The organism is Glycomyces luteolus (genome assembly GCF_027622875.1).
Classification (GTDB): Bacteria; Actinomycetota; Actinomycetes; order Mycobacteriales; family Micromonosporaceae; genus Glycomyces; species Glycomyces luteolus.
The window spans coordinates 1-24,953 of sequence record NZ_JAPZVP010000008.1 but is presented as its reverse complement, the minus strand read 5'-3'; the positions used below and the strand labels follow the sequence as shown (position 1 = coordinate 24,953).

The following is a 24,953-nucleotide window of genomic DNA, read 5'->3' as shown; positions in this document are numbered from 1 at the left end:
GCCGACCGACCACCCACTCCACCACCGAATGAAACCGGAGCATCGATGACCGACACCGACCCCGCACCACCCGCCTACACCAGCGGGTGCGGCAACGTCACCATCGTGGACGGCGACAGTCCGACCCCGACCGTCCGACTGACAACCGAGGCAGTGCGCATGCCCGCACGCGACCTCGCCGAACTCATCACGTACACCGCGCGGGACGCCGCCGATGCGGCGCGGGCCGCGCAGGCCGCCACAGACTCGTCCCCGGGTTCGGCCGCCGATGCGCTGGCTGAACTCAAGGACCTGCGTGACGGACTGCGGGAGAACGGATTGAACACCGTCATCGAGCGCAATCGAGCCCGGTTCGGCGCCGACGACGACCTGCCGCCCGAGGACCCGCAGGTCCAATCGCGGTCAGCGCTCAGCTCCGAATACCCCATCGGCAACCTCGACATGGCGATCGCGATGCTCGAACGATTCCAAGGCGTACAGGGAGGCCAGACACCCGAGGCCGCACCCGACGAGTCCATCGGCACCGCCACCAGCCCCGAAGGCGACGTGACGGTGGAGGCGACCGGTGAATATCCGATCGCCCGCCTCCTGCTTGGCATCCACGCCCGCGAACTCGGCCCGGACGCCCTGGCCAAGGAGATCAACGAGACCACCGCGCGCGCTGCAGAGGACCTGGCGGAGCGTCAGCGTGCGGGCATCGACGCCATGGGACTCCCCCTGACCATGGACCAGGTCGACGGCATGCCCGATGAGGCGCGGGCGTTCGCGCGCAAATCGATCGGGCAGGCGGCGTTCCTGCGCCAAGACCACGACGACCAGATCCGCCGGCTTCGGGGACAGTGAGGACGACATGCCGAAAGTAGACCCCGAGACGATCCGCCAGCTCGGCACCAACATCAAGAGCAACGTCACCCCCACCCTGGAGGAGGCCAACGAGCTCCTCCCGAACCTGCGCGGCATCGACCAGGCGCTGTACACCTCCGTCGACCCCTCGCTCGCCATGGTCTACACCACGGCCGTGAGCTACATGAACGAGATGGTCCAAGGCGCCGCCGAGTGCTTCCAGACCATGAACGACAACCTCGAAGGCTGCGCCACCGCTTGGGAGGACGCCGACGCCGCCGGCGCCGCCGACTTCAAGTGACCACCGCATCCCTCTGAACCGCAAAGGAACCGCACGATGTCAATCGGCGCACCCGAACCCGAGTCCTTCCAGGGCATGATGGACACCTTCGCCGTCATGGCCCCGGCCGCGGCGGTCGAGATCGTCCTGCCCGCCTTCACCTTCGGCCCCTCCTGCACGCAGATCGCCCGCATCATCTACATGAACCAGTGCAACCCCGGCCAGATCATGATGGTCGGCGCCTACTGGTTCCAGCTCGCGGAGAAGTACATCACCGCCGCTCAGGCACTCCAGGACGAGATCGACGCGATGGACGCCGAGTCCTGGGACGGGGACGACTGCCAGGCCTTCATCGACCAGTCCGGGAAAGTGCAGGCGCAGTTGTGGACCATCGCCACCTTCGCGATCGAGGTCGGCATCGGCCTGTTCTCCATCGCCGCCCTGCTGGCGGTCATGGTCACCGCCTACACCGCCCTCGCGACGATCCTCATGGCCATGGCCCTGGTGTATTGGCCGCTCCAGGCGTTCCCGCCCACTGCGGCCGCCGCCCAGGCGGTTCGGGCGGCGGCGATGACCGTCGCCGCTACCGGGCTCGGCATCTTGAAGGCCCTCGACACTGCGCTCACGGTGTTGGGCAAGGGCCTCGCCGCCGGGATCGGGGCGGGCATGGGCCTCTCCTGGACGGTCCTCGCCACGCAGGGCAACGTGGTCAACCCCCTCGACCTGGTCGGCCCCACCGCGTTCAACATGGCGCAAGGACTCGCCCAGCTGGGACTGCGGAACGCGCTGGCGCCCTCGGGCGGCAAGCACGTCGCCCCCGGTTTCGCTCACCTGTTCATGGGCGGCCAAGGCGCCTACAACTCTGGGCTCAACGCCAACGACCTCGCCCAGGACGGCAACGTCGACGGCAAGAACGACCCTCGGGCCGAGACCGGCCTGGACCCGGGCAACCTCGACTTCATCCCCACGATCGAAGCCCCCGAGTGGGCCGACGACGACGCCCCTGACTGGGGCTGAACGAACGTGACGGGAGCAGCGGTAGCGCATGAGCACTGACGACCTCATCGGGTTGGTCTTCGGCCTGCTCGCCATCGCGCTGCTCGTCTCCTGGCCGGTGCTGCCGGGAACGCGGCGCTTCGCCGGGTTCAAGACGTTCCCGCCGTTCCGGGCCTGGGCCGCCCGGCCGCATCCCGATGCGGCCGTGGCGGTCCGGGCCGGGCGCCGGATCGACCTGTCGCCCGGCGACACGGACGCGGCGAATGCCACGGTCGTGGTCCGCACGGCATGGGGGAACCAGCACTCACGCGAATGGAGCCCGTCCCTGCGGGTCTCCCGGCCATTGGCGCCGCTCGTGAGCGTCGACGGCGTCCCGGCCTCGTGGGGCTGGGGCACCACGAAGCTCACGTTGCCCCCCGGTGAGCACCTGATCGCTGTCACCAGCAGTCATTCGCGCTGCTACAAGACCGTGCATCTCGAACGCGGCCAACGGATCGACCTCGACTACTCGAGCATCCTCGGCGCCACCGCGCACCGCCATTTCGAGGCCGGCAACCAGGCGCACGACCTCACCAGGTTCCGCGAGCGGCGCGGCGGCATCGGCAGCACCGGCTGGTACTTCCTGCTCGTCCTGGGCGGCATGGCGGTCATGGGCGCAGCGACCGCCGCGGCGATCGCGAACCCGTCCGGTTTCTCGGCCGCCATCGGCAACACGGCCGTCATCGGCGCTATCGCTGTTGGACTCGGCGTGGGCGTCGCTGTCATCGTCGGATCGCTTGCCAAGCAGGCGCGACAGCGCCGGGTCACGGTGGCCGATCCGCCCGCAGAGCGGGACCTGCAGGGACCGCGCATCCTCGATGCCGATGCGCCTGAGCGGATCGCGCCCGCCCCGGGATGGGCCGGGCTCGGACTCCACCTGCGGTTCATGATCGACGAGTACTCCCCGGACGCGATCGCGGCGCTCGCAGGGGGTGGGAACCCGAGTGTGATGCAGCGCTGGCGGGCGATTCGTATCGGCGAACCCGAATCGCCGGTCTGCAGGCCATGGATTCCCGCGCCCGAGGTGTTCATCGACGGCGAACAGGTGCGCGCGAGCTGGACCCGGATGTGGCTGCAGCTCCAACCCGGCGAACACGAGCTGGTGGTCCGCGTCGTGGCGCCGCAGCAGCAGATCGGCTCGCAGACGGTCGTCGAGGCGAGCAAGGCCGAGTACCGGCGGACGATCCACTTGACCCCGGGGGAGACCTACCAGGAAACCCTCACTGCTGAGATCACCGCGGTCCCGCAATCCGATCGCCCGGAACTGTCCGAGTTCCGCGCCCGTCTGCACTGAATCCGGGCGTCCCGGGGTCTTGGCGCGTCGGTCCCTCGTTCAGCCGACCAGTGGGCGCTCTTCGGGGAAGGAGTAGCGGCGGTGCCGGCTGCGCAGCGCTAGCGCGGTCGCGAGCGAGACGATGCCGACCCTGCCGGCGAACATGAGGACGATCATCACCAGCTGGCTGAACGGCGGCAGCGCGGCGGTGATGCCGGTCGACAGGCCCACGGTCGCGAACGCCGAGATCGACTCGAACAGCACTTGATCGAGGGAGAACTCAGTCTCGATCATGACCAGCGCGGTACCGACCGCGACGATCGCGACGCCCAGGAGCGCGACCGTCAGTGCCTGGCGCTGTGTCGAGCCGGGGATCTTGCGGCCGAAGACCGCGACGTCGGGTTCGCCTCGGATCTCCGACCAGATGACCACTGCCAGCAGCACGAAAGTGGTGACCTTGATGCCGCCGGCGGTGCTGGAGGAGCCGCCGCCGATGAACATCAGCGCGTCGGTGACCATCCAGGTCTCATGTGTCAGGTCGGCCATCGAGAGGTTGTTGAATCCCGCTGTGCGAGGCATGGCGCCTGCGACGAATGCCGCCCAGAGCTTGTCGCCGACGTTCATCGGCCCGAGGGTGGCCGGGTTGGTCCACTCGAAGACCGCATAGGCGGCGAAGCCCACGGCTAGGAGGACCGCGGTGGTCAGCAGTGTCAGCTTGGTGTGCACGGACCAGCCCGGGCTGGGGCGGCGTCGCCGGTCGCCGCGCATCGCCCGCGTCAGGCGGGACTTGCGCAGCACCTCCACGATCACGGGGAAGCCGATACCGCCGATGATCAATGCCGCGGTCACGGGAACGGTCACGAACGGGTCGGTCACCCACTGCATGAGGCTGTCGGCCTCGAGTCCGAACCCGGCGTTGTTGAACGAGGAGACCGCATGGAAGACCCCGTACCAGAGCGCCTCCCCGACCGGGAAGTCGTAGTAGTAGCGGAACCGCAGGTACAGCACCAGTGCCACGACCGCCTCGACGGACACGGTGATCACTGCGACTCGCCGCACGACCGCGCCGATGTCGCCCAGGCTCAACGCCTGGTTCTCGCTCGCCGCCAGTAGGCGGTTGCTCAACCGCATCCGCCCCACCGTCAGAATCCCCAACAAGGTCGCGGCCGTGATGATGCCGAAACCGCCGACTTGGATCAGCACCGTGATGACGGCTTCGCCGAACCCGGACCAGTAGGTCGAGGTGTCGACGACGACCAGGCCGGTCACGCATACCGCCGACACCGATGTGAACAGCGCCGTCAACGGCGGCGCGGCCTCCGGGGTCTCGGTGGACACCGGCAGCATGAGCAGCGCCGCCCCGGCCAGGATGAATGCTAGGAAGGCCAGGGGCACCAGTCGCGCCGGATGTCGCAGAGCTCGTCTCACAACCGAGGATTATGCTCGGCCGCCCTTCCCCTGACGCGCGAACCGTGATGACCTAAACCGCCAGCTAGATGGGGTCGGCACGCTTGGATACGCCGTCGAGGGGAAGCGTCAAGAAAACGTATGGATTTACGAAGGTCCGGTGCTAGCGGCCGGGCAGGGACGGAGGCTGCCAACCCCAAAGGCGATCGAGCGCTTTCGCAGAGACCTTGGCGAACACGGTCGGCGACATGATCCGCAACATCAGCGACAGGAGCCGCCGACTCAGCGTGCTGCCCAGGAGCGCGTCGTGGCCGTTCTTATGGGCGGCCTTCGCTACCCACTGCGCGTGCGTTCGCCGTTCCAGGTCGTATCGCGCGAGCGCCGTTACCGGGTTGCCGGTCTTGGCGAGGGTCGCGGCCAGTATCGGGTGCGGCGAGCGGGGCACCACCTGTAGCTGTCGGCATATCTAAGATCTGCCGGTGCTCCAGATGAGCGCAAGCCAGTCGGCGAGGCCGGAGTTGCACATCTTGCCGGGTGGGTACGGCTCAGGCGGGTGTTTGGATGCGACTCCGGGATTCCAGTTGATCCGACGCGTTCGATCGTTGCTCGGGTGCCAATGAGGTTGCGGAGAATTGTGATTTGACTCATATAATCCATTGAGGACGATTGTCTGGAAACCGCCTTCTCGCACGGGGACTGAACTGGGGAAGCGGTATCCAAAGTTCGATCCGGCCGAGTCGTTTCAAGTCTGGTTGCGGGCTGTCAATTTCAGTATGACGATGCGTGACTGAATAATATGTCCAGTTTCAGAGCGTGAGCAGGGTGTTGACAGGGTGTGTTGGGGTCGGATAGGTTCTGCTCCAGCCCGGCGCGGAACCCCACTCCAGACCGTGGACAGTGGAACCATCCCCATCCTGGTTCCGCTGGTTGCACCCACCTTGCTCACCCCCTTGAGCTTTGACCCCTGGAGATCCCTCCATGCCCGATACCCGCTCGGGCAGCCGCTGGCTGCGCCGACTCGCTGTCCCTACCCTGCTCGCGGGACTGCTCCTGGTGGTTCCCGGCACCGCCCAAGCGCAGTCGTGTTCCACTGCGGTCTCGAGTGCATCCGGTGCCGGGTCGGATTTCGACGGCGACGGCAAGGTCGACCTTGCGATCAGTGACCCGGATGCGACGGTGTCGGGAAACCTGCGGGCCGGGCGCGTGCACATCGCCTACGGTGACGACGCGACGCAGACGATCGTGGGCGGCGATATCCCCGGGTACGACAGCGGTGCGGGGGAGCGGTTCGGGTTCGCGCTGGACTCGGTCGACTGGAACAAGGACGGCTGCACCGACCTGATCATCGGCAACCCCTATGAACACCTGTCGAACAACACGATCCTCGAAGCAGGCTCGGTGGTCTTCATCCCGGGATCGCCCGCGGGCCTGGACAAGACCCTGGCGAAGAACTGGACGCAGTCCAGCTTGGATGGCGCCACCGGCATTGACATCAACGAAGCCGGCGACCGGTTCGGCTGGGACGTCGCCGCAGGATTGGACACCGCGGGCAAGCCCTTCCTCGTGGTCGGCTCGCCCGGTGAGGCCGCGGCCGTGGGTGATGACGGCGGGTACGTCTTCTACGCCCGTCCTGGCAAGGCGGTCGCCATCAGCCAGAACATCGCGGGCTACTCCGATTCTTTCGAGGCCGGGGACATGTTCGGCTACTCGGTAGCGGCCTCGGAGTCTGGGCTTGTTATCGGTGTCCCAGGTGAGTCGGCCGAACTCAGTGCCGGGACTGTCCGTCATGTCGGCACGGTGTTCCTGGTTGGTCACAACGACGCCACTGTGGCTCCGTCCCAGATTACGGCCTGGGGCCAGGACTCGCCGGGTATCAGCGGCGGATATGAACATGGCGACAGGTACGGCTATGCGCTTGACATGGTCGACTACATCTCGACCGGTGGTGGTGCGACGAGGATGATGATCGCGGTCGGCGCACCCGGCGAGGCGATCGGATCGGACACCTCCTCGGGGATGTCCTCGGTGATCTGGAGCCCAGGAACCGGTTTCACCGAATACAAGAACCTCTCCCAGGACGCCGACAAGAACACCGGCGACAGCACCGAACCAGGCGATGCGTTCGGCATCGAGGTTGCGATGGTCAACCGCACCCCCGGGCAGAACACCACGACCGACACCCTGTTGCTGGCCATCGGGTCTCCCGGTGAGGACGTTGAAGATACCGAGGGCAACCTCCAGACGAGCGATGCCGGTCAAGTGGGCTTGTTCTCGATGACGGAAACCGAGCCGAACAGCGGCGACCTCGTGCGTGGCCTCCTCGAAGACGCGGGACTGGCTGTCGCGGACGGTAACGCGATCGGATCGGCGCTGTACCCGACCAGGACACACCTCTGGGCCACCGTCAGCAGTAGAACGGACCCGGTGGTCTACGGCGTGCCATGGGACAACATCGTCGCCGCAGGCACTGCCCCGGTGCTCTCCTACACACCGACCACATTCGGGCTGTCCAATACGGATGTCGTCTCGTTTGGAGCGTCCCTCGCATGAGCACCCAACTGAACCACAACCCCGCACGCCGTCCAGCCCTCGAGAAGACGAGAACCCTGATGCAACTGCCCCGAACCAGGCGGGTCTGGAAGATCGCCGGCACCGGTGTCCTCACGCTTGCCTTGACCGCAAGCTTGGCCACGTGGCCGTGGAACCGGGCTGACCTTCCTCAAGCCGAGGCGCAGGAAGAGCAGGTCGTCGAGACCGACGGCGTCGCCGATACCGAGGCCGAAGCTATCGCTGAGGCTGAAGCGTCCGGCGCGAGCGTCGAGGTGCTCAACCTGCGCAGCGAGTTGCGGGATGTGGTGGCCGAGCCGGATGGATCGCTGATCGCGACGGAATACGCCGCACCAGTGCGGACCATGATCGGCGGGGTTTGGGCCGACATCGATCCGACTCTGGTGGTGTCTGCGGATGGCACGATCGCGCCGAAGGCGACGACGGTGCAGATGCGGTTCTCCGCCGGGGGCGACCAGCCGCTGGTGACGCTGGCGAACAACGGCCACACCTTTACGCTCGACTGGGCCGGCGACTTGCCCGAACCTACGGTCGACGGCTCCTCGGCGATCTATGCCGAGGTCCTACCTGGCGTCGATCTACACCTGACTGCGCTTGACGGCGGATTCACCCACACCCTGGTCGTCAAGTCGTCCGAGGCCGCCGCGAACGCTGCGCTGCAGCGGATCGAGTGGCCGGTGACACTGGACGGCACTGCGGTCGAGACCACCCCTGATGGCGGGGTGGCGATGGTCGATGAGGGCACGCTGGATGCGTGGCTCTCGGCGGACTCGCCGACCATGTGGGACTCTTCCGGTGTGGATGAGGCGGTCGCGACTGTCCCCTATCTGGCCGGCACTGATCTGTCGGACCCGGTGAAGGCGATGCAGGTGGCCGCAGACTTTGGCCGTCAGGCCGAGGTGGGGATCTCCGGTTCAGGTTCGTCGATTGTGCTCAGCCCCGATACCGACTTGTTGAATGGCGCGGAGACGGTCTACCCGGTGTACATCGACCCGGTCTATCGCGATGAGTATCGCTCGGCACAGGCCATGGTCGCCTCCAAGTACCCTGACGAGTCGTATTGGAACTGGACCGGGGAACAGGGCGTGGGCTACTGCGTTGGACTCGGATCTTGCGAGAAGAAGCGCCTGTTCTACCGAGTCTCCTCCTCGTTCTACCAGGGCAAGACGGTCCTGTCGGCGACGTTCGGCGCGACCCTGTACCACAACTATTACGGCGAGAAGACTGGTGATGTCGCCGACCTCTACTTGATGAGCTCGGGGATCTCCTCCTCGACGGACTGGAACAATCAGCCGTCGGGTTCGAAGGTTGATTCGAAGGCCACCCCTGAGCCTTCATACACCAACTGCGACTACTCGAGCGCACACGCCACCGAATGGGACGTCACCTCGGAGTTGCAGAACGCTGCAGGTAACGGCACCTCCACGCTGACCTTTGGTATCCGCAATGCCTCGGAGTCCGATGCGACCAAGTGGATGCGCTTCTGCCACAACGGGCATCTGCGCGTTAAGTACAACACCCCGCCGGATACCCCAATACGGTCGAACCTGTGGACTGACCCTGGCGCAGTCTGCCCGTCGTCGGTCACTGCTGACGCTTACGTCAACGAGTGGCCGACACTGTTCACGCGAGCTTACGACGATGACAACGGGGACACGAACGAATGGGGTTCCGACACTGGCAGCGGCGTTTCTGAAAAGCTCCGAGTCAGGTGGTTGCTATCCAACACCTCCAACCAGGTCATCTACACCTCGGGACTCTCCTCGTCGCTGACGTCGGGTTCGAAGTTCCAGCTGCCGCTGGCCTCGATCGACGCGGTCAACTCGCTTCCGTCCGGAACGACGATCAAGTGGCAGGCCATCGTTTACGACGGTCTCTCCTCTTCGAGCTTGTCCCCGTATTGCTATTTCGTGTACGACAACACCAAACCGAGCGCGCCGTCGGTCACCAGTGGCGACTTCACGCTCGGCACTACAGCGGCTGAGACCGCGGATCCGATGGTCGGCGAGCTCGGTTCGATCACCATCGCCACCACCGAGACGAATGTCGAGTCCTTCAGCTACTCATTCGATGAGGCAACGCCGACCTCGATCCCGCTTGCGGGTGCGAAATCGGCGACTGGCACCTTCATGCCGACCACCCCTGGTGACCACCTCCTGGAGGTCACCGCGACCGATGCCGCGGGCAACTCGGTGGCCAAGACCTACTCGTTCCTCACCTCGGTGCCCGAACCAGTGGGCGTGTGGTCGCTCGGTGACGCTGCAGGGAGCGCCAGCGTGGCCAACGGCATTGGGAACAATCCTGGTTCCGTTGGGTCCGGTGTGACGCTCGGCGGAGCAGGGCCGAAAGCGGGCGCTACGGTAGCAACCTTCAACGGGACCACCAACGCTTTCATCGATACCACCACTTACAGTGTGGCCTCGACCGGAGAAGGCGTGTCGATCGCCGCCTGGGCGAAAGTAACCAACCTGGCGAAGGACGGGGTCGTCGCCTCGGTCGACGGTGGCCTCGGCGAGGCTGGCATGATCCTCGGCTACCGCTCAACCTCGGCAACGACCGGCCAGTGGGTGGTGTCGATGCCGGATATGGCGATGGATGCATTCACCGCCTGGGAAGTCGTTGGCGGTCAAGTCACGACCACGAACCAGAGCCAATGGGTGCACCTTATCGGCGTCTGGAACGACGCGACCAGCCAGATGAGCCTCTACATCAACGGCGCCCGAGTTGGTTCGGCTCTTCGGCAATCGACCTGGTGGGGCGACGGCACAGTGCAGATCGGGCGAGCGAACTTCGGTGGAGCTTGGGGCGACAACTTCTCTGGCGCCATCGCTGACGTCCGGGTCTTCGACCGGGTCGTGGTCGCCGGTGAGGCCGAGTACCTCGGCTGGCAACTGGCGACACGCAAGGGCTTGTGGCAGTTCAACAACCTGGCCAGCGACGGAGTCAGCACCGCAGAATTCAACGGCGGCCTGTCCGCGAAGCTGTTCGGCGGCGCGTACTTGAACTTCGGACCCGAGTACGTTGAGGGCATCCCGGTCACGACGGAACCGATTCCGCTGGTCGGGGCCGGGGACATGATCCTGGACGGCGTCAATGACTACGCATCGGTAGCGTCCCCGATTGTGGACACATCCCGGTCGTTCACCATCTCGGCTCGGGTCCGGCTCTCCACGGTCACCGCCGATAAGACAATGACGGTGCTCTCGATCCCCGGCACCAATTCCTCGGCGATCGAGGTCGTGTACGAGCCGAAGTGCGGGGAATCCCAAACACCGTGCTGGGCGCTGCGGTTGCGCACCGGTGACAGCACCGATGCCAATGGTGAGCCTGCAGTGACCCTGCCGCCGGTGGAAAACACCGAAGTCGATCCGGTCGCTGACACCCAGGGCCAGTGGCTCACCGCGGTATTCGACGGCACCACCGGCCAGGCCCGACTGTATGTGGGCAGTTCCGCCTCCGATCCGCTGACCGCACCGTTCCTGTCCTCGTGGCAGGCCGGCGGGAACCTGCAGATCGGCCGCGGCTTCACCGGAGGCAGCTATGGCGAATACTTCTCCGGCGCGATCGACGACGTCCGCGGATACGCAGGGGTCCTGCATCCTTCGGTGATCGCACGGCTGTCCTTGGCCACCAATGACGACCGCCCCAACATCTAACCTCCACCCCTCGCGTTAGAGAGAAGACCTGGACATGGCTACCTCCCCCCTGCGGCCGCTCCTGCCCTCCGCACGCCTGGCCGAAGCCCGGCGCAGATTCGGCGTCGCCACCTCCGGCCTGGCGCTGCTGGCCGGATTCGCGGTGGCTGGGATGCCGCTGCCGTACTTCGCATCGGTGCCCGACGCCCCCGGCGCCGAGGCCCTCGCCGAGGGCCGTGAGGGCGAGGTCGAGCCCCGCGAAGGGAACGACCTCGCCGCCGAGGCTCCGGTCGAGGCCGCCTGGCCCGAGGCCGACACGCTGGTACTCGACCTCGCCGAGGGGACCGCCTCCGGTGAACTCGGCGGTCTGCCGTTCACCGTCTCCAAGGTGGATGGGAACAGTCCGAACGAGGTGGAGATCGGTCTGCTTCCGTCCGAAGACGCCGAAACGGCGGGGGTCTCTGGAGTGCTCGTCGCGGTCGCCGCCGACGGAGGCGTCGTCGAGGTCGAGCTCGGCTACGCCACCATGGCGGCCTATTACGGCGGCGCTTACGGTTCGCGCCTGGCGGCATGGGCGGTGCCCGACTGTGCTGCGGGGACCGACGATGGTTGCGCTGCATCCGCGGCGCCGATTGATGCCGCCAATGACGGCGAGAACCAGACGATCAGGTTTACTGTCGACACGGACTCGGGCCTCCGCGGCTCTTCCATGCTCACCGGCTCATCCGGCCACGCCATGATCGCAGGCGGCACTTTCGGTTCGGCGCAGTCCGACACTTCGACGACGGTGACCGCTGTTGCGGCAGGGGAGTCATCGGACCAGGGCGACTACACCGCCACTGCACTGAGCGCCTCCGCTGAATGGTCGCACGGCGGCGCTTCGGGTGCGTTCCAATGGTCCTACGGCATCCAAGTCCCGCCCGTGATCGGCGACTTCGCCCCCGACGTCACCCTCGCGTACTCCTCGCAGTCTTCGGACGGCCGCACCTCGACGACGAACAACCAAGGCTCATGGCTCGGCGAGGGCTTCACCTACGAACCGGGCTACATCGAACGGTCCTACCAGTCCTGCTCCGATGACGGCCACAAGAACGTCGCCGGCGCGGGGGACCAGTGCTGGGCATGGGACAACGCCTCCATCGTCCTCGGCGGCGTGGCCGGTGACCTCGTCAAAGACGGCAACACCTGGCGAATCTCCAGCGACGACGGCTCGAAAGTCGAACGACTGACCGGGGCCGCCAACGGCGACAACGACGGCGAGTACTGGAAAGTCACCACCACCGACGGCACCCAGTACTTCTTCGGTAAGCACCAGCTCCCCGGCTACGCCACCGGCGACACCGCCACCGGTTCGACCTGGACTGTCCCCGTCTATGGCGACGACTCCTCAGAGCCGTGCTACAACGCGACGTTCAAAGACGCTTACTGCGACCAGGCATGGCGGTGGAACCTCGACTTCGTGGTCGACCCGACCGGCAACGCCATGTCGTACTACTACATGAGGGACACCAACTACTACGCCCGGCACGGCGACACCACCGTCAACGGCGACAACTACCACCGCGGCGGCTACCTCAAGTCCATCCAGTACGGGCTCCGCTCGGCCGACGCGTACACCACCGCGCCTGCGCAGGTCGTGTTCACCGTTGCCGAACGCTGCCTCACCTACGACGGGACGGTCAGCTGCTCGTCACTGAACGATTCGACCGCCGCGAACTGGCCCGACGTTCCTTGGGACCGCAACTGCGCCTCGGGCACCAAATGCGAAGCCACCCAGACCAGCCCGACGTTCTGGACCCGCAAACGCCTCACCGGCATCACCACCCAGACCTGGGATGGCGCCGCCTACCAAGACGTCGACCACTGGGCGCTGAAACACTCCTTCGTCTCCAACGGCGACCTGACCCGCACCCTCTGGCTCGAATCGATCACCCGCACCGGCAAAGCCGGCACCGGCGCCGACATCACTCTCCCGGCAACCACGCTGCTGCCGATCCAGAAAGAGAACCGCGTCGACAAGATCGGCGACTCCATCTCACCGCTCATCCGGCCCCGGCTCTCCACGGTCTACACCGACACCGGCGGCCAAGTCGACGTCGCCTACGCCGACACCGACTGCACCCCGACCGACACGCCCACACCGAAGTCGAACGAGCGACGCTGCTTCCCCGTCATCTGGCGGCCTGCCTCCGCGGGTGATGTCATCACCGACTGGTTCCATAAATACGTCGTCTCCGAGATCACCGTTTCCGACCGAACCGGCGAGGGCCTCAACCAGGTCACCTACTACTCGTACTCCAACCCCGGCTGGCGCAAGACCAAAGATCAAGGTATCGGCGACGGGACGGGCCTCACCTGGGCCGACTGGCGCGGCTTCGGCACCGTCACCGCCACCAGCGCACCCGGCACGAACCAGGAGACCAAGTCGGTCACCCACTACTACCAGGGCATGCACGGCGACGACAACGGTGACGGCGGCACGACCTCCGTGACTCTCACCGACGCGCTGGGCGCGACGCGCACTGACTACGACGAGCTCTCTGGTTCGGTCCTAGACGAGGTCACCTACAACGACGGGCAGATCGTCGCCAAGACCGCCAACGGCTACTGGCGGCACATCACCGCCACCGATACCCACTCCTGGGGTGACATCGAAGCGGCGTTCGTCCGGTCCGATATTTCCCGCACCGCCTCTCTGAAAGCCGACGGGACGTGGCGGTACACCAGCACCGACTCGAACTACGACCCTGAGTATGGACTGATCACACGCACCGATGACTTCGGCGACGAGGCAACCAGCGCCGACGACCGATGCACCCGCTACGAATACGCTCAGAACACCAGCGCCCATCTCGTCGAGTACGCGAATCGAGTCGATACCGTCGCCGTCAAGTGCGCGACCAGCCCGAACCGAGCCACGCAAACCATCAGCGACGTCCGCACGCTCTACGACGGCGCCGCCTACGGCACCGCACCAAGTGAAGGGCTGGTCACTGCCGTCCAGGAGATCACCTCCCACGACGGGACCGCCGCCAGCTACGTCACCACGGCGACGACCACTTACGACGACTACGGCAGGCCGCTGTCGGTCAAAGACGCCGAAAACCGCACCACCGCCACCACGACCTACACCGACTCGGGTGGCCGCAACACCGGCCAGACTGTCACCAACGCCGCAGGCCACGTCACGACGACCACATTCGATGCTCTGCGGCATCTGGACACGGCGGTGACCGACCCAAACGCGAAGACCGCTTCGAAGCTGTACGACTCGCTTGGGCGCCTCACCGAAGTGTGGCTACCGGTCTCCACCAGCCGCGCGTTCTACCTCTTCTCCTACTCGGTCACCGACACCGCGCCGATCGCCGTCACCACCCAGGTGCTCGAAGAGGACAATACGTACACGAAGAGCATCCAGATCTATGACGGGCTGCTGCGCGAACGCCAGACCCAGGCCAGCGGTCCGAGCGACAGTAGTCGACTCGTCACCGACACCGAATACGACCTCCTCGGACGCGTCGCTGTCGAAAACGCCGTCTACGAAGCAGCCGGTGCGCCCTCGGGCACGCTTCTGGTCGTCGACTCCGGTGCCGTCGACCTGCGCACCCTCACCAAGTACGACGACCTCGGCCGCGCCACCAAGGTGACCGCCGCCGAAGCCAGCGATGAACTCTGGTCCACCACCACCCAGTACTGGGCCGACCAGGCGATCGCCGCTGCGCCCGAAGGCGGCACCGCCACCACCACCGTGACCGACGCCCGCGGCCAAACCGTTGCGCTGCACCAGTACCTCGACAACGAACCCGTCGGCGAAGCGCAGAACACCACCTACACGTACACCCCGGCCGGGAATCTCGCGACCGTCACCGACTTCGACGCCAACACCTGGTCGTTCGAGTACGACCTGCGCGGCCGCAAGACCAAAGCGATCGACCCGGACACCGGTATCAGCACCTACGGATACGACAAGGTCGGCAACCTCACCACCACCGTCGACGCCCGCGGCCAGACGATCACGACCGTCTACGACAACCTCAACCGCATCACCGCCACCTGGGACGGCGGCGCCACCACCGCAACCGGTACCCAGCTGACCCGCCGCATCTGGGACTCCCTGTACAAGGGGTACGAGACCGGTTCCGTCTCCTACGAAGACGGCATGACGATCACCAACGTCACCCTCACCCGCGCCCCGGACTACCAACCGATCTCGCAGCAGCTGACTATCTCCGGCACCGCCGCCGGGACTCTGGCCGGCACCTACAAGTTCGGCACCGACTACTACCGCGACGGCACCACCAAGGGCCGCACCTGGTCCGCCTTCGGCGGCCTCGACGCCGAACAGGTCGCCTACACTCGCGACAAGCTCGGCCGCATCACCAACGTCGCAGGCGCCGACGGCACTTACGCCCAAGACATCACGTACAACCACACTGGGCAGATTTCCAAGGCCTATTATCCGACCACGGCCGCTCTTCTCCAGCAGACCTGGGCCTACGGTGAGGCCAATCGCCTCGACCAGACCTGGACCCGCAACCTCAGCACCGCGGGGACTTTGTCGAACACCACCTACGACTACGACGACGCTGGGAACATCCTCTCCATCATCGACGCACCCAGCGCCCAAAACATGAAGCGTCAAGCTGAGTGCTACAACTACGACGGCCTGCGCCGCCTGACCGAAGCCTGGACGACCGCAGCGACCGGTACCGATGCCACCGCCTGCAGCGGCGGCCCCGAGACCACCGGCACCGGCGGCGCCGCCGCCTATTGGCAGTCCTACACCTTCGACGCCGCCGGGAATCGCACTGGCCTCACTGTTCGCGACTCCACGGGGACAGGGACGGACCAAAGCTGGACCTACGCGTACGGCCAGCAGACCGCCCACGCCCTCGAGACCGTCACCGACACAGCCGCGAATATGTCGACAGGCTTCGAATACGACCAAGTCGGCAACACCACCGGCGTCACCTCCTCCAGCGGGTTCTCCCAAGACATCACCTGGGATGCCAACGGCAAGGTCGAGACCATCACGACCACCGGAGCCGCATTGTCCAGCAACGGCGCTGTTACCGGCGACGTCAGTAACGGCAGCATCCAGTTCTTCTACGATGCCGACGGCAACCGAATCATGCGCTCGACGGCCGATGAAGCCACCCTGTACGTTGCAGGAGTGGAGATCAGCCTAAACACGACAGCAGGCACAGTGTCCTCGACACGAAGCGTCGATCTCCCAGGCGGTGCCACTCGTATCGAGAAAGCGGGCGGTACTACCCAATTCCAGTTCGCTGACCACCACGGCACCGGAACGGTAGCCTTCGACTGCTTCACCGGAGAAGTCACACGCCGCTACTCCGACCCCTACGGCAACAACCTCGCCACCGCCACGACCGCCGCTAGCGGCGACCCCGATTGGCTCGGCCACAACGGCTACATCAAAGGCACCATCGATCCCACCGGTTACACCCACATCGGCGCCCGCGACTACAATCCCACGACCGGACGCTTCCTCTCTGTCGACCCCATCGCTGACCTGTCAAGCGCGCAGCAACTCAACGGGTACGCCTACTCCAACAACTCACCCGCCACCTTTTCTGATCCCACCGGTCTCTGCTGGACAGGACCCGGAGGCACCTTCTACTACCCTGGAGAATGTTCAAATGGGGGGCAATCAACCTACGATGCTCCGGGGATTGAACTTGAAACGACCGGAAGCAGCTACGGGAACGGTGACACGAATGGTTCGGGAGGTGACGGTGATGACGAGTTCGATCTTGAAGATGTATCTTCTATGTCGGCCGAGGAAGCAATTGAATGGTTTGACTATGTAATTAATGACGAACTGCTTCGAGACAAATATCTCGCCCCCCTGTTGGAGTATATGGGGCTCGGGTCGATCGGCGTTTGCGGAAGCTCAAGTGGCCAAGTTTACCTCGGAGGCGGCTTCGACTCCTGCGAGATGTACACGCTCGAGGACGGCACTGTTGAAACAACCCGGATCCATGGAAATCTCAACACCGGCGTGGGGTTCGAGGTTAGCGGCGCGATTGTATTCTCGAGTGCATCCAGTGCCTCAGAATTGGCGGGCTGGGATGGATACATCGGTCTCGAGACCGGTGCAAGTGGAGTGGTATTGGCAGAACTCGCAGTCACTTTGGATGGCAGCAATTTCTCCTACAGTACTGGTGGTGGAGCTGGCTTTGAAGGTACTTTCGCAGGAGAAATTCCCATTCCAGCGACTGTAGACCTCGGAGTGGGCAAGACGTGTATAGGGAGACTTGTCTATTGGTGCGGCTGGTGAAATTGACCTTCACGGGCAAGCTCAATCTTAAGGCGCAGATGAATCTTAGAGGTGATTCTCGACAATGAATTCGCAACCTACGAATGATCATTCTCGCATTGAGAGTGTGGAAGCCTCGATCAAAGCCGGGGGTCGATATAGAACTCTGGTGGCTTGTGGCAGAACTGCCATCGCGATGATTGTCGTGTCGGTAGCCCTGGCTGTGTTGAGTATCGAGTTTCAGCCTTTGGGAAAGTTTGCTGCCTTCGGAATCCTGGCTTCGATACCGTTCACGATTTCATCCGCGATTCAAGTCAAGATGCTGCAGCAGGATTTGACGGGAGATTTCCGATACAGGAAGTACACGCTTAGCGAAAGCGATGCGATCGTTCTGTTTAACCGCGTGTACCGATCCGCCATCAAGAGGATATTCCTTCTCGGCAGAGACTCGTAGGCGTTTTTTGAAGACGGATCATATTCATTGTGCCGCAAGGCAACTCACGTGAAGCTTTTTCAAGTCCCGCGAGTTGCCTTGCGGCATTTCGGCCAGACCGGCTGCCGCGCAGTCAAAAGCGTCCGTGATCGATTCGGAGATTCAGGCGCGCTTGTAAGCTCGCGCTGCCAGCGGCGCGAACAGGATGATCAGTCCTAGGGACCAGCCGAGCGTCCAGAGGACATCGCCGGTGACGGTGTGCCCGTGGGGAAGTGCATCGGGGCCGAGCATGAGGCCGCGCATGGCGTTGGCGACGCAGGGCGGCCCGTCCATGAGCCCGTCGCACTCAGCGAGATCATGGTCGCCGTGATTATCAAGGCGCGCACGAATCTCCAGGGTTTGAAGCACGCCGACGACGATCTCGAAGCCGCCAGAGTCGCCGTTGAACGCGAGATGAAGGCCGTTCACGGCGCCCTCAGCATTGCGCTGCGCCTGGGCGCCAGCTTGCTCTCGGCGAAGAAGGTCGCTGACATCGAGGACTCCATCGACTTACTCCCGACCAATCCCGCGTGTAAGAGACTCTCAACTGACCAAGTATCTGGTCGCCAGTCCGTCAGGCATCACTTTGCGGGCCGTTCGAGGGGGATAGGCGGGTGCGGGCCGCGGGCCTCCTCGTCGGTCAGCGGCTCGGATTGGGCTGCAGCGACGAGGAGGTCGGCGAGTGCGCGGAGGTTGAGCTGCTCTCCGCTCCCCGATGACGCGGAAGCGTTTCTCGTTGGAAGTCATTGAGCGAGCCTGACATCCGAGGACCTCTCGGCGGAGGAGGCACTGGCCGTGCTTTCCCAGATTCAGGCGAACGTGTCGCCCAGCTCGGTGTTTCGGGCATCGCGGAGGATTCTTTTGATGGTGCTGATGTCGACGCCGAAGCCGCGGGCGAGTTCGGCTTGGGTGGTGCCGGTGGTTGCGTAGGTGTGGGCGATGGTGTGGCGTTGGTCGGGGGTGAGGCGGTTCTTGGTTGCTTGGGGTCGGTTGGAGTTGCCGTGGACGAGGCGTTTGACGCTGCGGATGCTGATGCCGTATTGGGTGGCGAGGTGTTGCTGGCTGGCGCCGGCGTTGAAGGCGGCGATGAGGGTGTCGCGGTCGGTGGGGGAGAGTCGTTTGCCGAGGGTCCGCGAGGGTGCTGGCGGGTAGGCGACCAGGGGCGGTTCGTTGGGGGAGCCGGGGGCCAACGGGCCGGTTTCGGGGCCGCGGGTGGGCAACGGGCCGGATAGGCGTTCCATGAGGCCGTCTAGCTGGGGGTTTGGGTTCGAATAAGCGAGTGTTAGGTCGACAACTATATATATGAGTATGAATATGGTTCATATTCATTGTGTGGCAAGGGAACTCGTGCGAGATGGACTCATCTTGTATGAGTTCCCTTCGCTGTGCTCGCCGCGGGATCGCTTGGTGCTCAACGAGAGCTGGTCCAGGGCGTGAGGTCGTAGTCGATGTCTTCGGGAGCGTTCGAGGGCATGATCCGCGAGGGAAGCAAACACCCGGACCAGAACTGGCAAGCGTCCCGTGGGTCAGGGCTGTCGCCGAGGGCATTGCGCTCGTGCGGATCCCCGTCGTGGGAAGCCGCGTCCTTGGTGGTGTGGCGGTTCACGTGGTCGGTGGTGGGTCTGTCCTACTGCTACGGTGATAAGGGCATCCGTGAGGGCTTCCAGGGTCATGCGAGGACCCGAGCCCTGCGACCCTCAGCTGCTGGCGGGCTCGACCAGGCGGAACATGCCAGTCATGTCGCCATGAGTGAATCCGTGCCGTCGGTATAGAGGGATCGCGCCGTCGGTCCCGAAGAGGCCGACGAACGCCGTGGACGACGCCGTGTTCGCCACATGGTCCAGCAGGCGTTGCAGCAGTGCCGTCCCGATGCCGACTCCCTGATACTCGGGTAGGACGGCGAGGTCCTGGACATAGAAGTACTTGACGCCGTCTCCGACCAGGCGGCCCATGCCGACGACATCGTCGCCGTCGAGGGCGACCTCACCGGCCAGAGATCCGGCTAGGGATGCGGGCATCGTGTCCCAGTCGAACGCCTCGGTCCATCCGACCGCTTCGGCGAGTCGGCGATGTTCTGCAGAGGTGGGCAGACGGTTGAGAAGGATGATCGCGTCGGTCACGCGGTTCATTCTGGTGCCAGAGTGTCAGGTGAGTCAACTGATTTTCTTGGCCGACACAGCCAGCCCCAGCACTTCAACGAGTTACGGGACATCGCTTAGGCTTGATTTTTAAGCTTTGATTGCGGCTCAGGCGGTTTCGTCGTTGTGCGAGGGTCTTGTCGCGCTTGGCTTTCTTGCCGAGGTCGCAAATCGGCGCCTTGCGGCTGTTGTGGCGGCCTGGCTGGCGTCCGCGTCCTGGTTTCGAGGGTTTCGGGACGCTGGTGAGGCGGGGCAGTGTCGCGTGGAGGTCCGGGAAAGCCCGGCGGACGCGGGCGAGGGTGAGCCGGCCTGGTTTCGCGGGTGCTTCCCAGGGCAGGCGCAGGTCGGCGGCGAGCGACTTCGCGGCGGCCAGTTGGGTGAAGGCGGCGATCACCAGCCAGGTCCAGCGGTCGGCGGCCTCAGGATCGCGGACCTGGGGAACGGTCCAGCCCAGGGTCTGCTTGAGGAACCGGAATGTGTGCTCGATGTCGAAGCGGCGCAGCCATGCCGACCACAGGCTGTCGAGGAGTTCGTCGTCGATGCCGCCCGCGGAGGTCCAGAGCCAGACCGGCTCGGGTGTGCCGGTGTGAGGCAGGCGTTCGGACTGGATGCGGATCACGGTGCCCTCGATGACCGGCAGCGTCTCGTCGTGGTCGATCCAGGCCGAGCGCTGTTTGAGCCAGGGATGCAGGCCCTCCCAGGCCTGCGCCTCGAACTTCCCGTATCGGTCGGTGTCAGTAACGGTCGCGGCATCGGGCGTCTCCCAGGTGGACGGGTCGGGCACGTTGTCGTACAACGTGAACAGCTTCGACAACCGAGTCACGACCGACGGCGCGGACTACGCCGACCCGAACATCTACAAACCGAGGTTCATCAGGTTCACACTCTCGTGAGACCCGCACCCGCATGAAGCCAGCGCGGTCGTGAAACCTGCGATGTCGTAGACGACTGCGATGGTGCGAAAAGGCGCGCGGGCCCGGCCGGTGCCCGCCTGCTTGTCCGTCCCCCACCCCGATGTCCAATCCCGCTACCCTGAAGTCCACTCGTCTTGCGAGGCTTTGGAGGTGCGTCGCCGATGACGCGACGGCGAGCCGTGATCGTCACCGCGGGAAAGATCGACCCCCGCGACGACCTGCCGCTCGCCCTGTCCGCTGAGCCCTTCGACACGCTCGAGTTCACGAAGGAACGCGCCGACCAACTGACACAGGTGCTTGGCGAGCAGTTCAGTTTCGATGTGCACCGCATGGACGAAGCCAAGTCAATCCACCTCGCTGCGCTCCATGAGAAGCGCCCCGAGGCGGTGAGCGTCTTCCATTTCATCGGGCACGGCACGGTCCGCGACGACGGCTTGCACTTCGTCCCCGCCATCGATGATTTCGATAACGCTCCAACAGCCAGCCAACAGTGGCATTGCCTCGTGGTTAGGACGGTCCGAAGGGCGGTGGCTTCGCGTCCAGTCTGACCATGGGGCGCTTGCCGAATCTGAGTTCCCGACGGACGTGAAGCCAGCTGCTGCAACAAGCTGTGCGGCCCGGTTGCCGCCGTCGGCCCGGAACGCGTTGAGTTCGGGCTGATACGGGACTTCCTGTGCGAGGTCGAAGTTGATCGCCCATTCCATCGCCAGGCCGAACCGGGTAGCGGCATCTCGGGTGTTGTTGTCCTCCACGCAGCCAAGCTCGGGGTGACTCGTGCATTGAGTCATCCAGGTTGTCTGATACGGCTCGAGATCAACCATGCTTCGGCGGAGGTAGTCACTGACCGGGGTGGGGTAGCGCAGATCCTGAGTCAAGGTCACGGATCTGAATGTGGTGCAAGGGCTCCGGGATGTCAAGGGCCAACCAGAGCTTGCCCGGGTAGCGGAGGTGGGGGTCGCAGGTTCAAATCCTGTCAACCCGACAATATAGATAAATATGTGAATTTATTTCATTGTTGGCTAGTCGATCAATCGGCTGGCCAACACTGTTTTCAGAGGGTGTGCGCGAATCCCTGGGGCGGTCCCTCGGGACCACCAGACCTCGGCGGGACGCGCCGCCTGGACCGCGCTCTTGTGGGTTTCAGCAGGGCCGGCTCGGTTTTGTTGGCCGGGACTGGCGGCGCGTGCTTGATCTTTCGAGCGCGGTCACAGGAACCCGCATGTTGACCAGGCCGGAATCCGGCCCCTCGCGTCAGGCTGGCAGGCTTTGCCGAAGCGTTTCCAGCTCACCGATCGGGAAGGGAATCCCGCCCCAGGCCCGTGCGTAAGCCTCGATGTCGCCGCACTGGACCAGCACGTCTTCGGCCATGAGTGCCACGTTGCGAACGAATTCCCTGGTATCGACCCTGCCGTGCCACTGGAGTCTGCCGCCGCTCCAGCGCGTGAACTCGGACTCCATGTCGGCGAACTGGACTATTTGCACGTACACGTCGCTTCTCGCCCCGCCGAAGAAGACGCACGTCCCGGAGGGTTCCGAAGGCAGGTAGGCGAACGCCGACCTTGAACCCCGGTGAAGGTCGACAGCGGATTCCACCAGCGACCCGAGGCCATCACCTATATACGTGGTGTGCACCTCGACGCTCTCCGACCCGTGCTGGAGGACGAGTTCGGCGCTACCTGCTGTCCCCATCTTCCATTGGAGCGAGAATTCCGTCATGGGTCCACCTTGTTGGAGCATTGAGAGGGCGAAGGCCGTCAAGCCTGATAGGGCACCTCGTAAGCGTAGGGGCCAGGCCCGCGTCAGCGCTGTGCTGGTTCAGGCCTGCTTGCACCCACGGTTTGGCGATGGCTGCTGGAGGCTCTGCGTCGCTGCTGCGAGGCCGGCAGGATCAGGGGGTCGAGACGGGTGCGGATGACGTTGCTGCTCGAGCCGTTTCCACAACCCATGTGAGGCTCCGCTGGTAGTCGCGCGGCAGCGATTTCCCCGACGCCCGCATGAGGGTTCGCAGCTCGGCTCGCAATCGGGGGTCGATCGGTGCCGTGACCGACGCGATGCGTGTCCGGCAGAGGTTGTCGAGATCGGACGAGGCGGTTCCGGCGAGCTTCGGGTTCGGGTCTTCCAGATGTGACAGGTCGGCCCAGATCCGCTGCCACACATTGTGTTCACGAAGCAGTGCGGCGGCGGATCGCCGGACGTGGTCCGCCTTTGGCGCGCCGGTCAGTCGCCGGAGCTCGTCCGCGGGCGGCAGCAGCCGCCGTTCGGTCAGGTGGGCGGCCACTGCCCGGGTCACCGACGGCGAGGCGTCGCAAAGGAGCCCGGAGAGGTCGGCATCGGAGCCGAGGCTCCCCAGCGCTTTCACTGCTGCGGCCCTGGTCTTGCCTCGGTGATCGTGCAGGTACGGCATGACGAGGTTCGCGTCTGCGGCGGTCCCGGTCTCGCCGATGCCCGCGATGAGCGGTCTGGGCGACGCGGGACTGTCATTGAGGCGCCTGCAGTATTCGGCGGCCGGGTCACGGTCGTTGCGGCGCATCCCCCACTGGGCAGTGGCGCGCACGGCCGCGCTGCGGTCGGCCAGGAAATGCTCGAGGCCGAACGTGTCGCCGAGCTGGACCATACCGTCGAGCGCCGTGGCCCGGACGCGGCTGGAGCGCGCGTCGAGCAAGGGCCGCAACATGGCCGAGGCACCGTCCCGTCGTGCCAGCTCCGAGAGCGCCTGCGCGCACTCGTTCTGCAGCTGGTCGTTATACCGGCCCAGCGCGATCGCGCTGAGCTGGCGGACGGTGAGTCGGCCTTCCGCGATGAGGCCCCGTCCGATCCAGCGTCCGGCACGGCTGTTGAGGTCGGCAAGGATCTCGAGGAGCTCCTCATCGGAGTATCGGGAGAGGGCGCCGAGGACCATCGCGACCATGGGCGCGGCGTGCGCGCGCTCGCGCAGAGCGAAGGCGACCTGGAGCAGCGGCGCGAATTGCCCGCTGCGAGTATCGCCGAGCAGCGCAGGCAGGAGGCCTGTCGCGAGTTCCCGGACCTGCCGGACGGGTTCGACAGCGCGTGCGAGCACCAGCGGGAAGAGCCGCGGATGACGATTGAGGCCGGGGCGCTGCAGGGCCTCGGCGCGGCGGAACCCGTTGGCGGAGCACAAGGCCAGCGCCAGTGCCAGCGGCGTATCGGGCAGCGGCGCGCCGGGCCGGGCGATACTGGTGTCGCTGAAGTCGAAGCGGGTCCACCGCCTGACCTCCCCGTCGAAGTCGACCAGCGCCCACGGATCCGATGCCAGGACCTCGTCCAGCAGTGCGCGCGATCGTTCGGGGTCGTCCGCCGCGGCGAAAAGTTGGTAGAGCGGTGAGATCGCCGTAGTGGAAGCCTCGCCGGCGGCCACGCTGCCGGGCTGTGGCGGCACGGCCGTATGCGGGACGGGGCGGTCCATTGCCGCCGGCCAGCGCAATGGTTCGTTCCTGAGCTTGGCTCGGGTGCGTGAGGCCCAGACCGCCAGCACCGTTCCCGCGGCCGCGGCGGAGATCGGGAATGCAAGGCTGCCGTCAGGCCCGAACACGGCCATCGCGGCTACGGCGGCGATCGCAGCCGACACAGTGAAATAGGCGGCCCTGCCGGAGAAGGTTCGGATTCGCGTCAGGAGGGAGGGACGCGAGACGGATGAGGGGGACAAGGGCGGCTCTTACTCTGGGCTGGTTCGAAGGAAACCGAGCTTATCCGCGCCCGGACCGTTTGGGCGACCGTTGCGCCGGGCTCGCGGTGAAGCTCAGCGATTCGAGGAATTGGCGGGCGGATCATGACCCGAACGCGCGAGCGGTAACGGAGTTCAGCAACAGCCGAGCATCGTACCCGCCTGCGACCGATCACCGCCAGTCACAGGTGGGCAGCGGGCACAAGGGTTTACAAGTGAGGCACTGCATGCTTATGTGAACCCATATCCTCAGTTGGAAGCCGCCTGGGATCGTGTCACGAAGCCTGCCGAGCCCTAGATGTTCTGTCTCGGGAGGTTGTGAACACCTCACGAGCTGAGTCGGGCTGAGACGAGGAGAGGACCTTCTGGTTCGGTGTGAATCGCTACAAGACACGCCAAGCCAGAAAGGCCCTCGATGAGCCACTC

General features: G+C 65.0%; 17 protein-coding genes. 9 read left to right on the top strand and 8 right to left on the bottom strand.

The genetic code is table 11. From position 1 onward, the window contains the following. Nucleotides 1-45: 45 nt before the first annotated feature. The 4 genes from O1R50_RS11635 to O1R50_RS11620 are packed head-to-tail and all read left to right on the top strand — an operon-like array spanning nucleotide 46 to nucleotide 3,452. Nucleotides 46-843, top strand: coding sequence for a hypothetical protein (locus O1R50_RS11635; RefSeq protein ID WP_270110194.1), 798 nt, complete (start codon nucleotides 46-48; stop codon nucleotides 841-843). A 7-nt stretch (nucleotides 844-850) separates the two neighbouring features. After that, nucleotides 851-1,144, top strand: a complete 294-nt coding sequence (locus O1R50_RS11630) for a hypothetical protein (RefSeq protein WP_270110192.1) — start codon at nucleotides 851-853, stop codon at nucleotides 1,142-1,144. A gap of 36 nt (nucleotides 1,145-1,180) precedes the next feature. Next, the gene (locus tag O1R50_RS11625) at nucleotides 1,181-2,140 is read left to right on the top strand and encodes a hypothetical protein (RefSeq protein ID WP_270110191.1); all 960 of its coding nucleotides are present in this window, start codon (nucleotides 1,181-1,183) and stop codon (nucleotides 2,138-2,140) included. Between the two features lie 28 nt (nucleotides 2,141-2,168). After that, a complete protein-coding gene (locus O1R50_RS11620) occupies nucleotides 2,169-3,452 on the top strand; it encodes a hypothetical protein (protein ID WP_270110190.1) in 1,284 nt (427 codons plus the stop codon). A gap of 39 nt (nucleotides 3,453-3,491) precedes the next feature. Here the strand turns inward: O1R50_RS11620 and O1R50_RS11615 are convergent, their stop codons facing one another. Both O1R50_RS11615 and O1R50_RS11610 read right to left on the bottom strand, forming a co-directional pair. Then, nucleotides 3,492-4,859 carry a TrkH family potassium uptake protein gene (locus tag O1R50_RS11615; protein ID WP_270110189.1) on the bottom strand — a complete coding sequence of 456 codons (1,368 nt, stop codon included), beginning with the start codon at nucleotides 4,857-4,859 and terminating at the stop codon, nucleotides 3,492-3,494. Nucleotides 4,860-5,001: 142 nt separating this feature from the next. After that, complete coding sequence (locus O1R50_RS11610; protein WP_270110188.1) at nucleotides 5,002-5,283, bottom strand: hypothetical protein; 282 nt, start codon at nucleotides 5,281-5,283, stop codon at nucleotides 5,002-5,004. A 533-nt stretch (nucleotides 5,284-5,816) separates the two neighbouring features. Between O1R50_RS11610 and O1R50_RS11605 the strand changes: the two genes are divergently transcribed. The 4 genes from O1R50_RS11605 to O1R50_RS11590 all read left to right on the top strand — a co-directional run bounded on the left by O1R50_RS11605 (nucleotide 5,817) and on the right by O1R50_RS11590 (nucleotide 17,775). After that, entirely contained in the window at nucleotides 5,817-7,388 is a 1,572-nt protein-coding gene (locus O1R50_RS11605) for a hypothetical protein (RefSeq protein ID WP_270110187.1), read from the top strand. Then, nucleotides 7,385-11,062 (top strand): LamG-like jellyroll fold domain-containing protein, encoded by a 3,678-nt coding sequence (locus O1R50_RS11600; RefSeq protein ID WP_270110186.1) that lies wholly within the window; start codon nucleotides 7,385-7,387, stop codon nucleotides 11,060-11,062. The genes O1R50_RS11605 and O1R50_RS11600 overlap by 4 nt, the downstream gene beginning before the upstream one ends. A gap of 34 nt (nucleotides 11,063-11,096) precedes the next feature. Continuing rightward, nucleotides 11,097-17,342, top strand: coding sequence for an RHS repeat-associated core domain-containing protein (locus tag O1R50_RS11595; RefSeq protein WP_270110185.1), 6,246 nt, complete (start codon nucleotides 11,097-11,099; stop codon nucleotides 17,340-17,342). 106 nt (nucleotides 17,343-17,448) lie between these two features. Beyond that, complete coding sequence (locus tag O1R50_RS11590) at nucleotides 17,449-17,775, top strand: hypothetical protein (protein ID WP_270110184.1); 327 nt, start codon at nucleotides 17,449-17,451, stop codon at nucleotides 17,773-17,775. Nucleotides 17,776-17,916: 141 nt separating this feature from the next. Here the strand turns inward: O1R50_RS11590 and O1R50_RS11585 are convergent, their stop codons facing one another. The 4 genes from O1R50_RS11585 to O1R50_RS11570 form a co-directional block, all read right to left on the bottom strand. Next, the gene (locus O1R50_RS11585; RefSeq protein WP_270110183.1) at nucleotides 17,917-18,222 is read right to left on the bottom strand and encodes a hypothetical protein; all 306 of its coding nucleotides are present in this window, start codon (nucleotides 18,220-18,222) and stop codon (nucleotides 17,917-17,919) included. 380 nt (nucleotides 18,223-18,602) lie between these two features. Continuing rightward, on the bottom strand, nucleotides 18,603-19,034 hold the full coding sequence (locus tag O1R50_RS11580; protein ID WP_270110182.1) for a hypothetical protein: 432 nt from the start codon (nucleotides 19,032-19,034) through the stop codon (nucleotides 18,603-18,605). A gap of 456 nt (nucleotides 19,035-19,490) precedes the next feature. After that, nucleotides 19,491-19,913: a GNAT family N-acetyltransferase gene (locus tag O1R50_RS11575; RefSeq protein ID WP_270110181.1), complete on the bottom strand. Its 423-nt coding sequence runs from the start codon at nucleotides 19,911-19,913 to the stop codon at nucleotides 19,491-19,493. A gap of 73 nt (nucleotides 19,914-19,986) precedes the next feature. Beyond that, entirely contained in the window at nucleotides 19,987-20,727 is a 741-nt protein-coding gene (locus tag O1R50_RS11570; protein WP_270110180.1) for a hypothetical protein, read from the bottom strand. Nucleotides 20,728-21,024: 297 nt separating this feature from the next. On the opposite strand from O1R50_RS11570, the gene O1R50_RS11565 reads away from it, so the two are divergent. After that, nucleotides 21,025-21,393: a hypothetical protein gene (locus O1R50_RS11565; protein WP_270110179.1), complete on the top strand. Its 369-nt coding sequence runs from the start codon at nucleotides 21,025-21,027 to the stop codon at nucleotides 21,391-21,393. A gap of 703 nt (nucleotides 21,394-22,096) precedes the next feature. On the opposite strand, the gene O1R50_RS11560 is transcribed toward O1R50_RS11565, so the two are convergent. Both O1R50_RS11560 and O1R50_RS11555 read right to left on the bottom strand, forming a co-directional pair. Beyond that, nucleotides 22,097-22,561, bottom strand: coding sequence for a hypothetical protein (locus tag O1R50_RS11560; RefSeq protein ID WP_270110178.1), 465 nt, complete (start codon nucleotides 22,559-22,561; stop codon nucleotides 22,097-22,099). A gap of 172 nt (nucleotides 22,562-22,733) precedes the next feature. Continuing rightward, nucleotides 22,734-24,431, bottom strand: a complete 1,698-nt coding sequence (locus O1R50_RS11555; RefSeq protein ID WP_270110177.1) for a HEAT repeat domain-containing protein — start codon at nucleotides 24,429-24,431, stop codon at nucleotides 22,734-22,736. Nucleotides 24,432-24,953 lie beyond the last annotated feature (522 nt).

Bases quoted from the DNA above. Each gene is read 5' to 3' on its own strand.
- O1R50_RS11635 (WP_270110194.1), top strand. From the start codon at position 46: ATGACCGACACCGACCCCGCACCACCCGCCTACACCAGCGGGTGCGGC.
- O1R50_RS11630 (WP_270110192.1), top strand. From the start codon at position 851: ATGCCGAAAGTAGACCCCGAGACGATCCGCCAGCTCGGCACCAACATC.
- O1R50_RS11625 (WP_270110191.1), top strand. From the start codon at position 1,181: ATGTCAATCGGCGCACCCGAACCCGAGTCCTTCCAGGGCATGATGGAC.
- O1R50_RS11620 (WP_270110190.1), top strand. From the start codon at position 2,169: ATGAGCACTGACGACCTCATCGGGTTGGTCTTCGGCCTGCTCGCCATC.
- O1R50_RS11605 (WP_270110187.1), top strand. From the start codon at position 5,817: ATGCCCGATACCCGCTCGGGCAGCCGCTGGCTGCGCCGACTCGCTGTC.
- O1R50_RS11600 (WP_270110186.1), top strand. From the start codon at position 7,385: ATGAGCACCCAACTGAACCACAACCCCGCACGCCGTCCAGCCCTCGAG.
- O1R50_RS11595 (WP_270110185.1), top strand. From the start codon at position 11,097: ATGGCTACCTCCCCCCTGCGGCCGCTCCTGCCCTCCGCACGCCTGGCC.
- O1R50_RS11580 (WP_270110182.1), bottom strand. From the start codon at position 19,034: ATGGAACGCCTATCCGGCCCGTTGCCCACCCGCGGCCCCGAAACCGGC.
- O1R50_RS11560 (WP_270110178.1), bottom strand. From the start codon at position 22,561: ATGACGGAATTCTCGCTCCAATGGAAGATGGGGACAGCAGGTAGCGCC.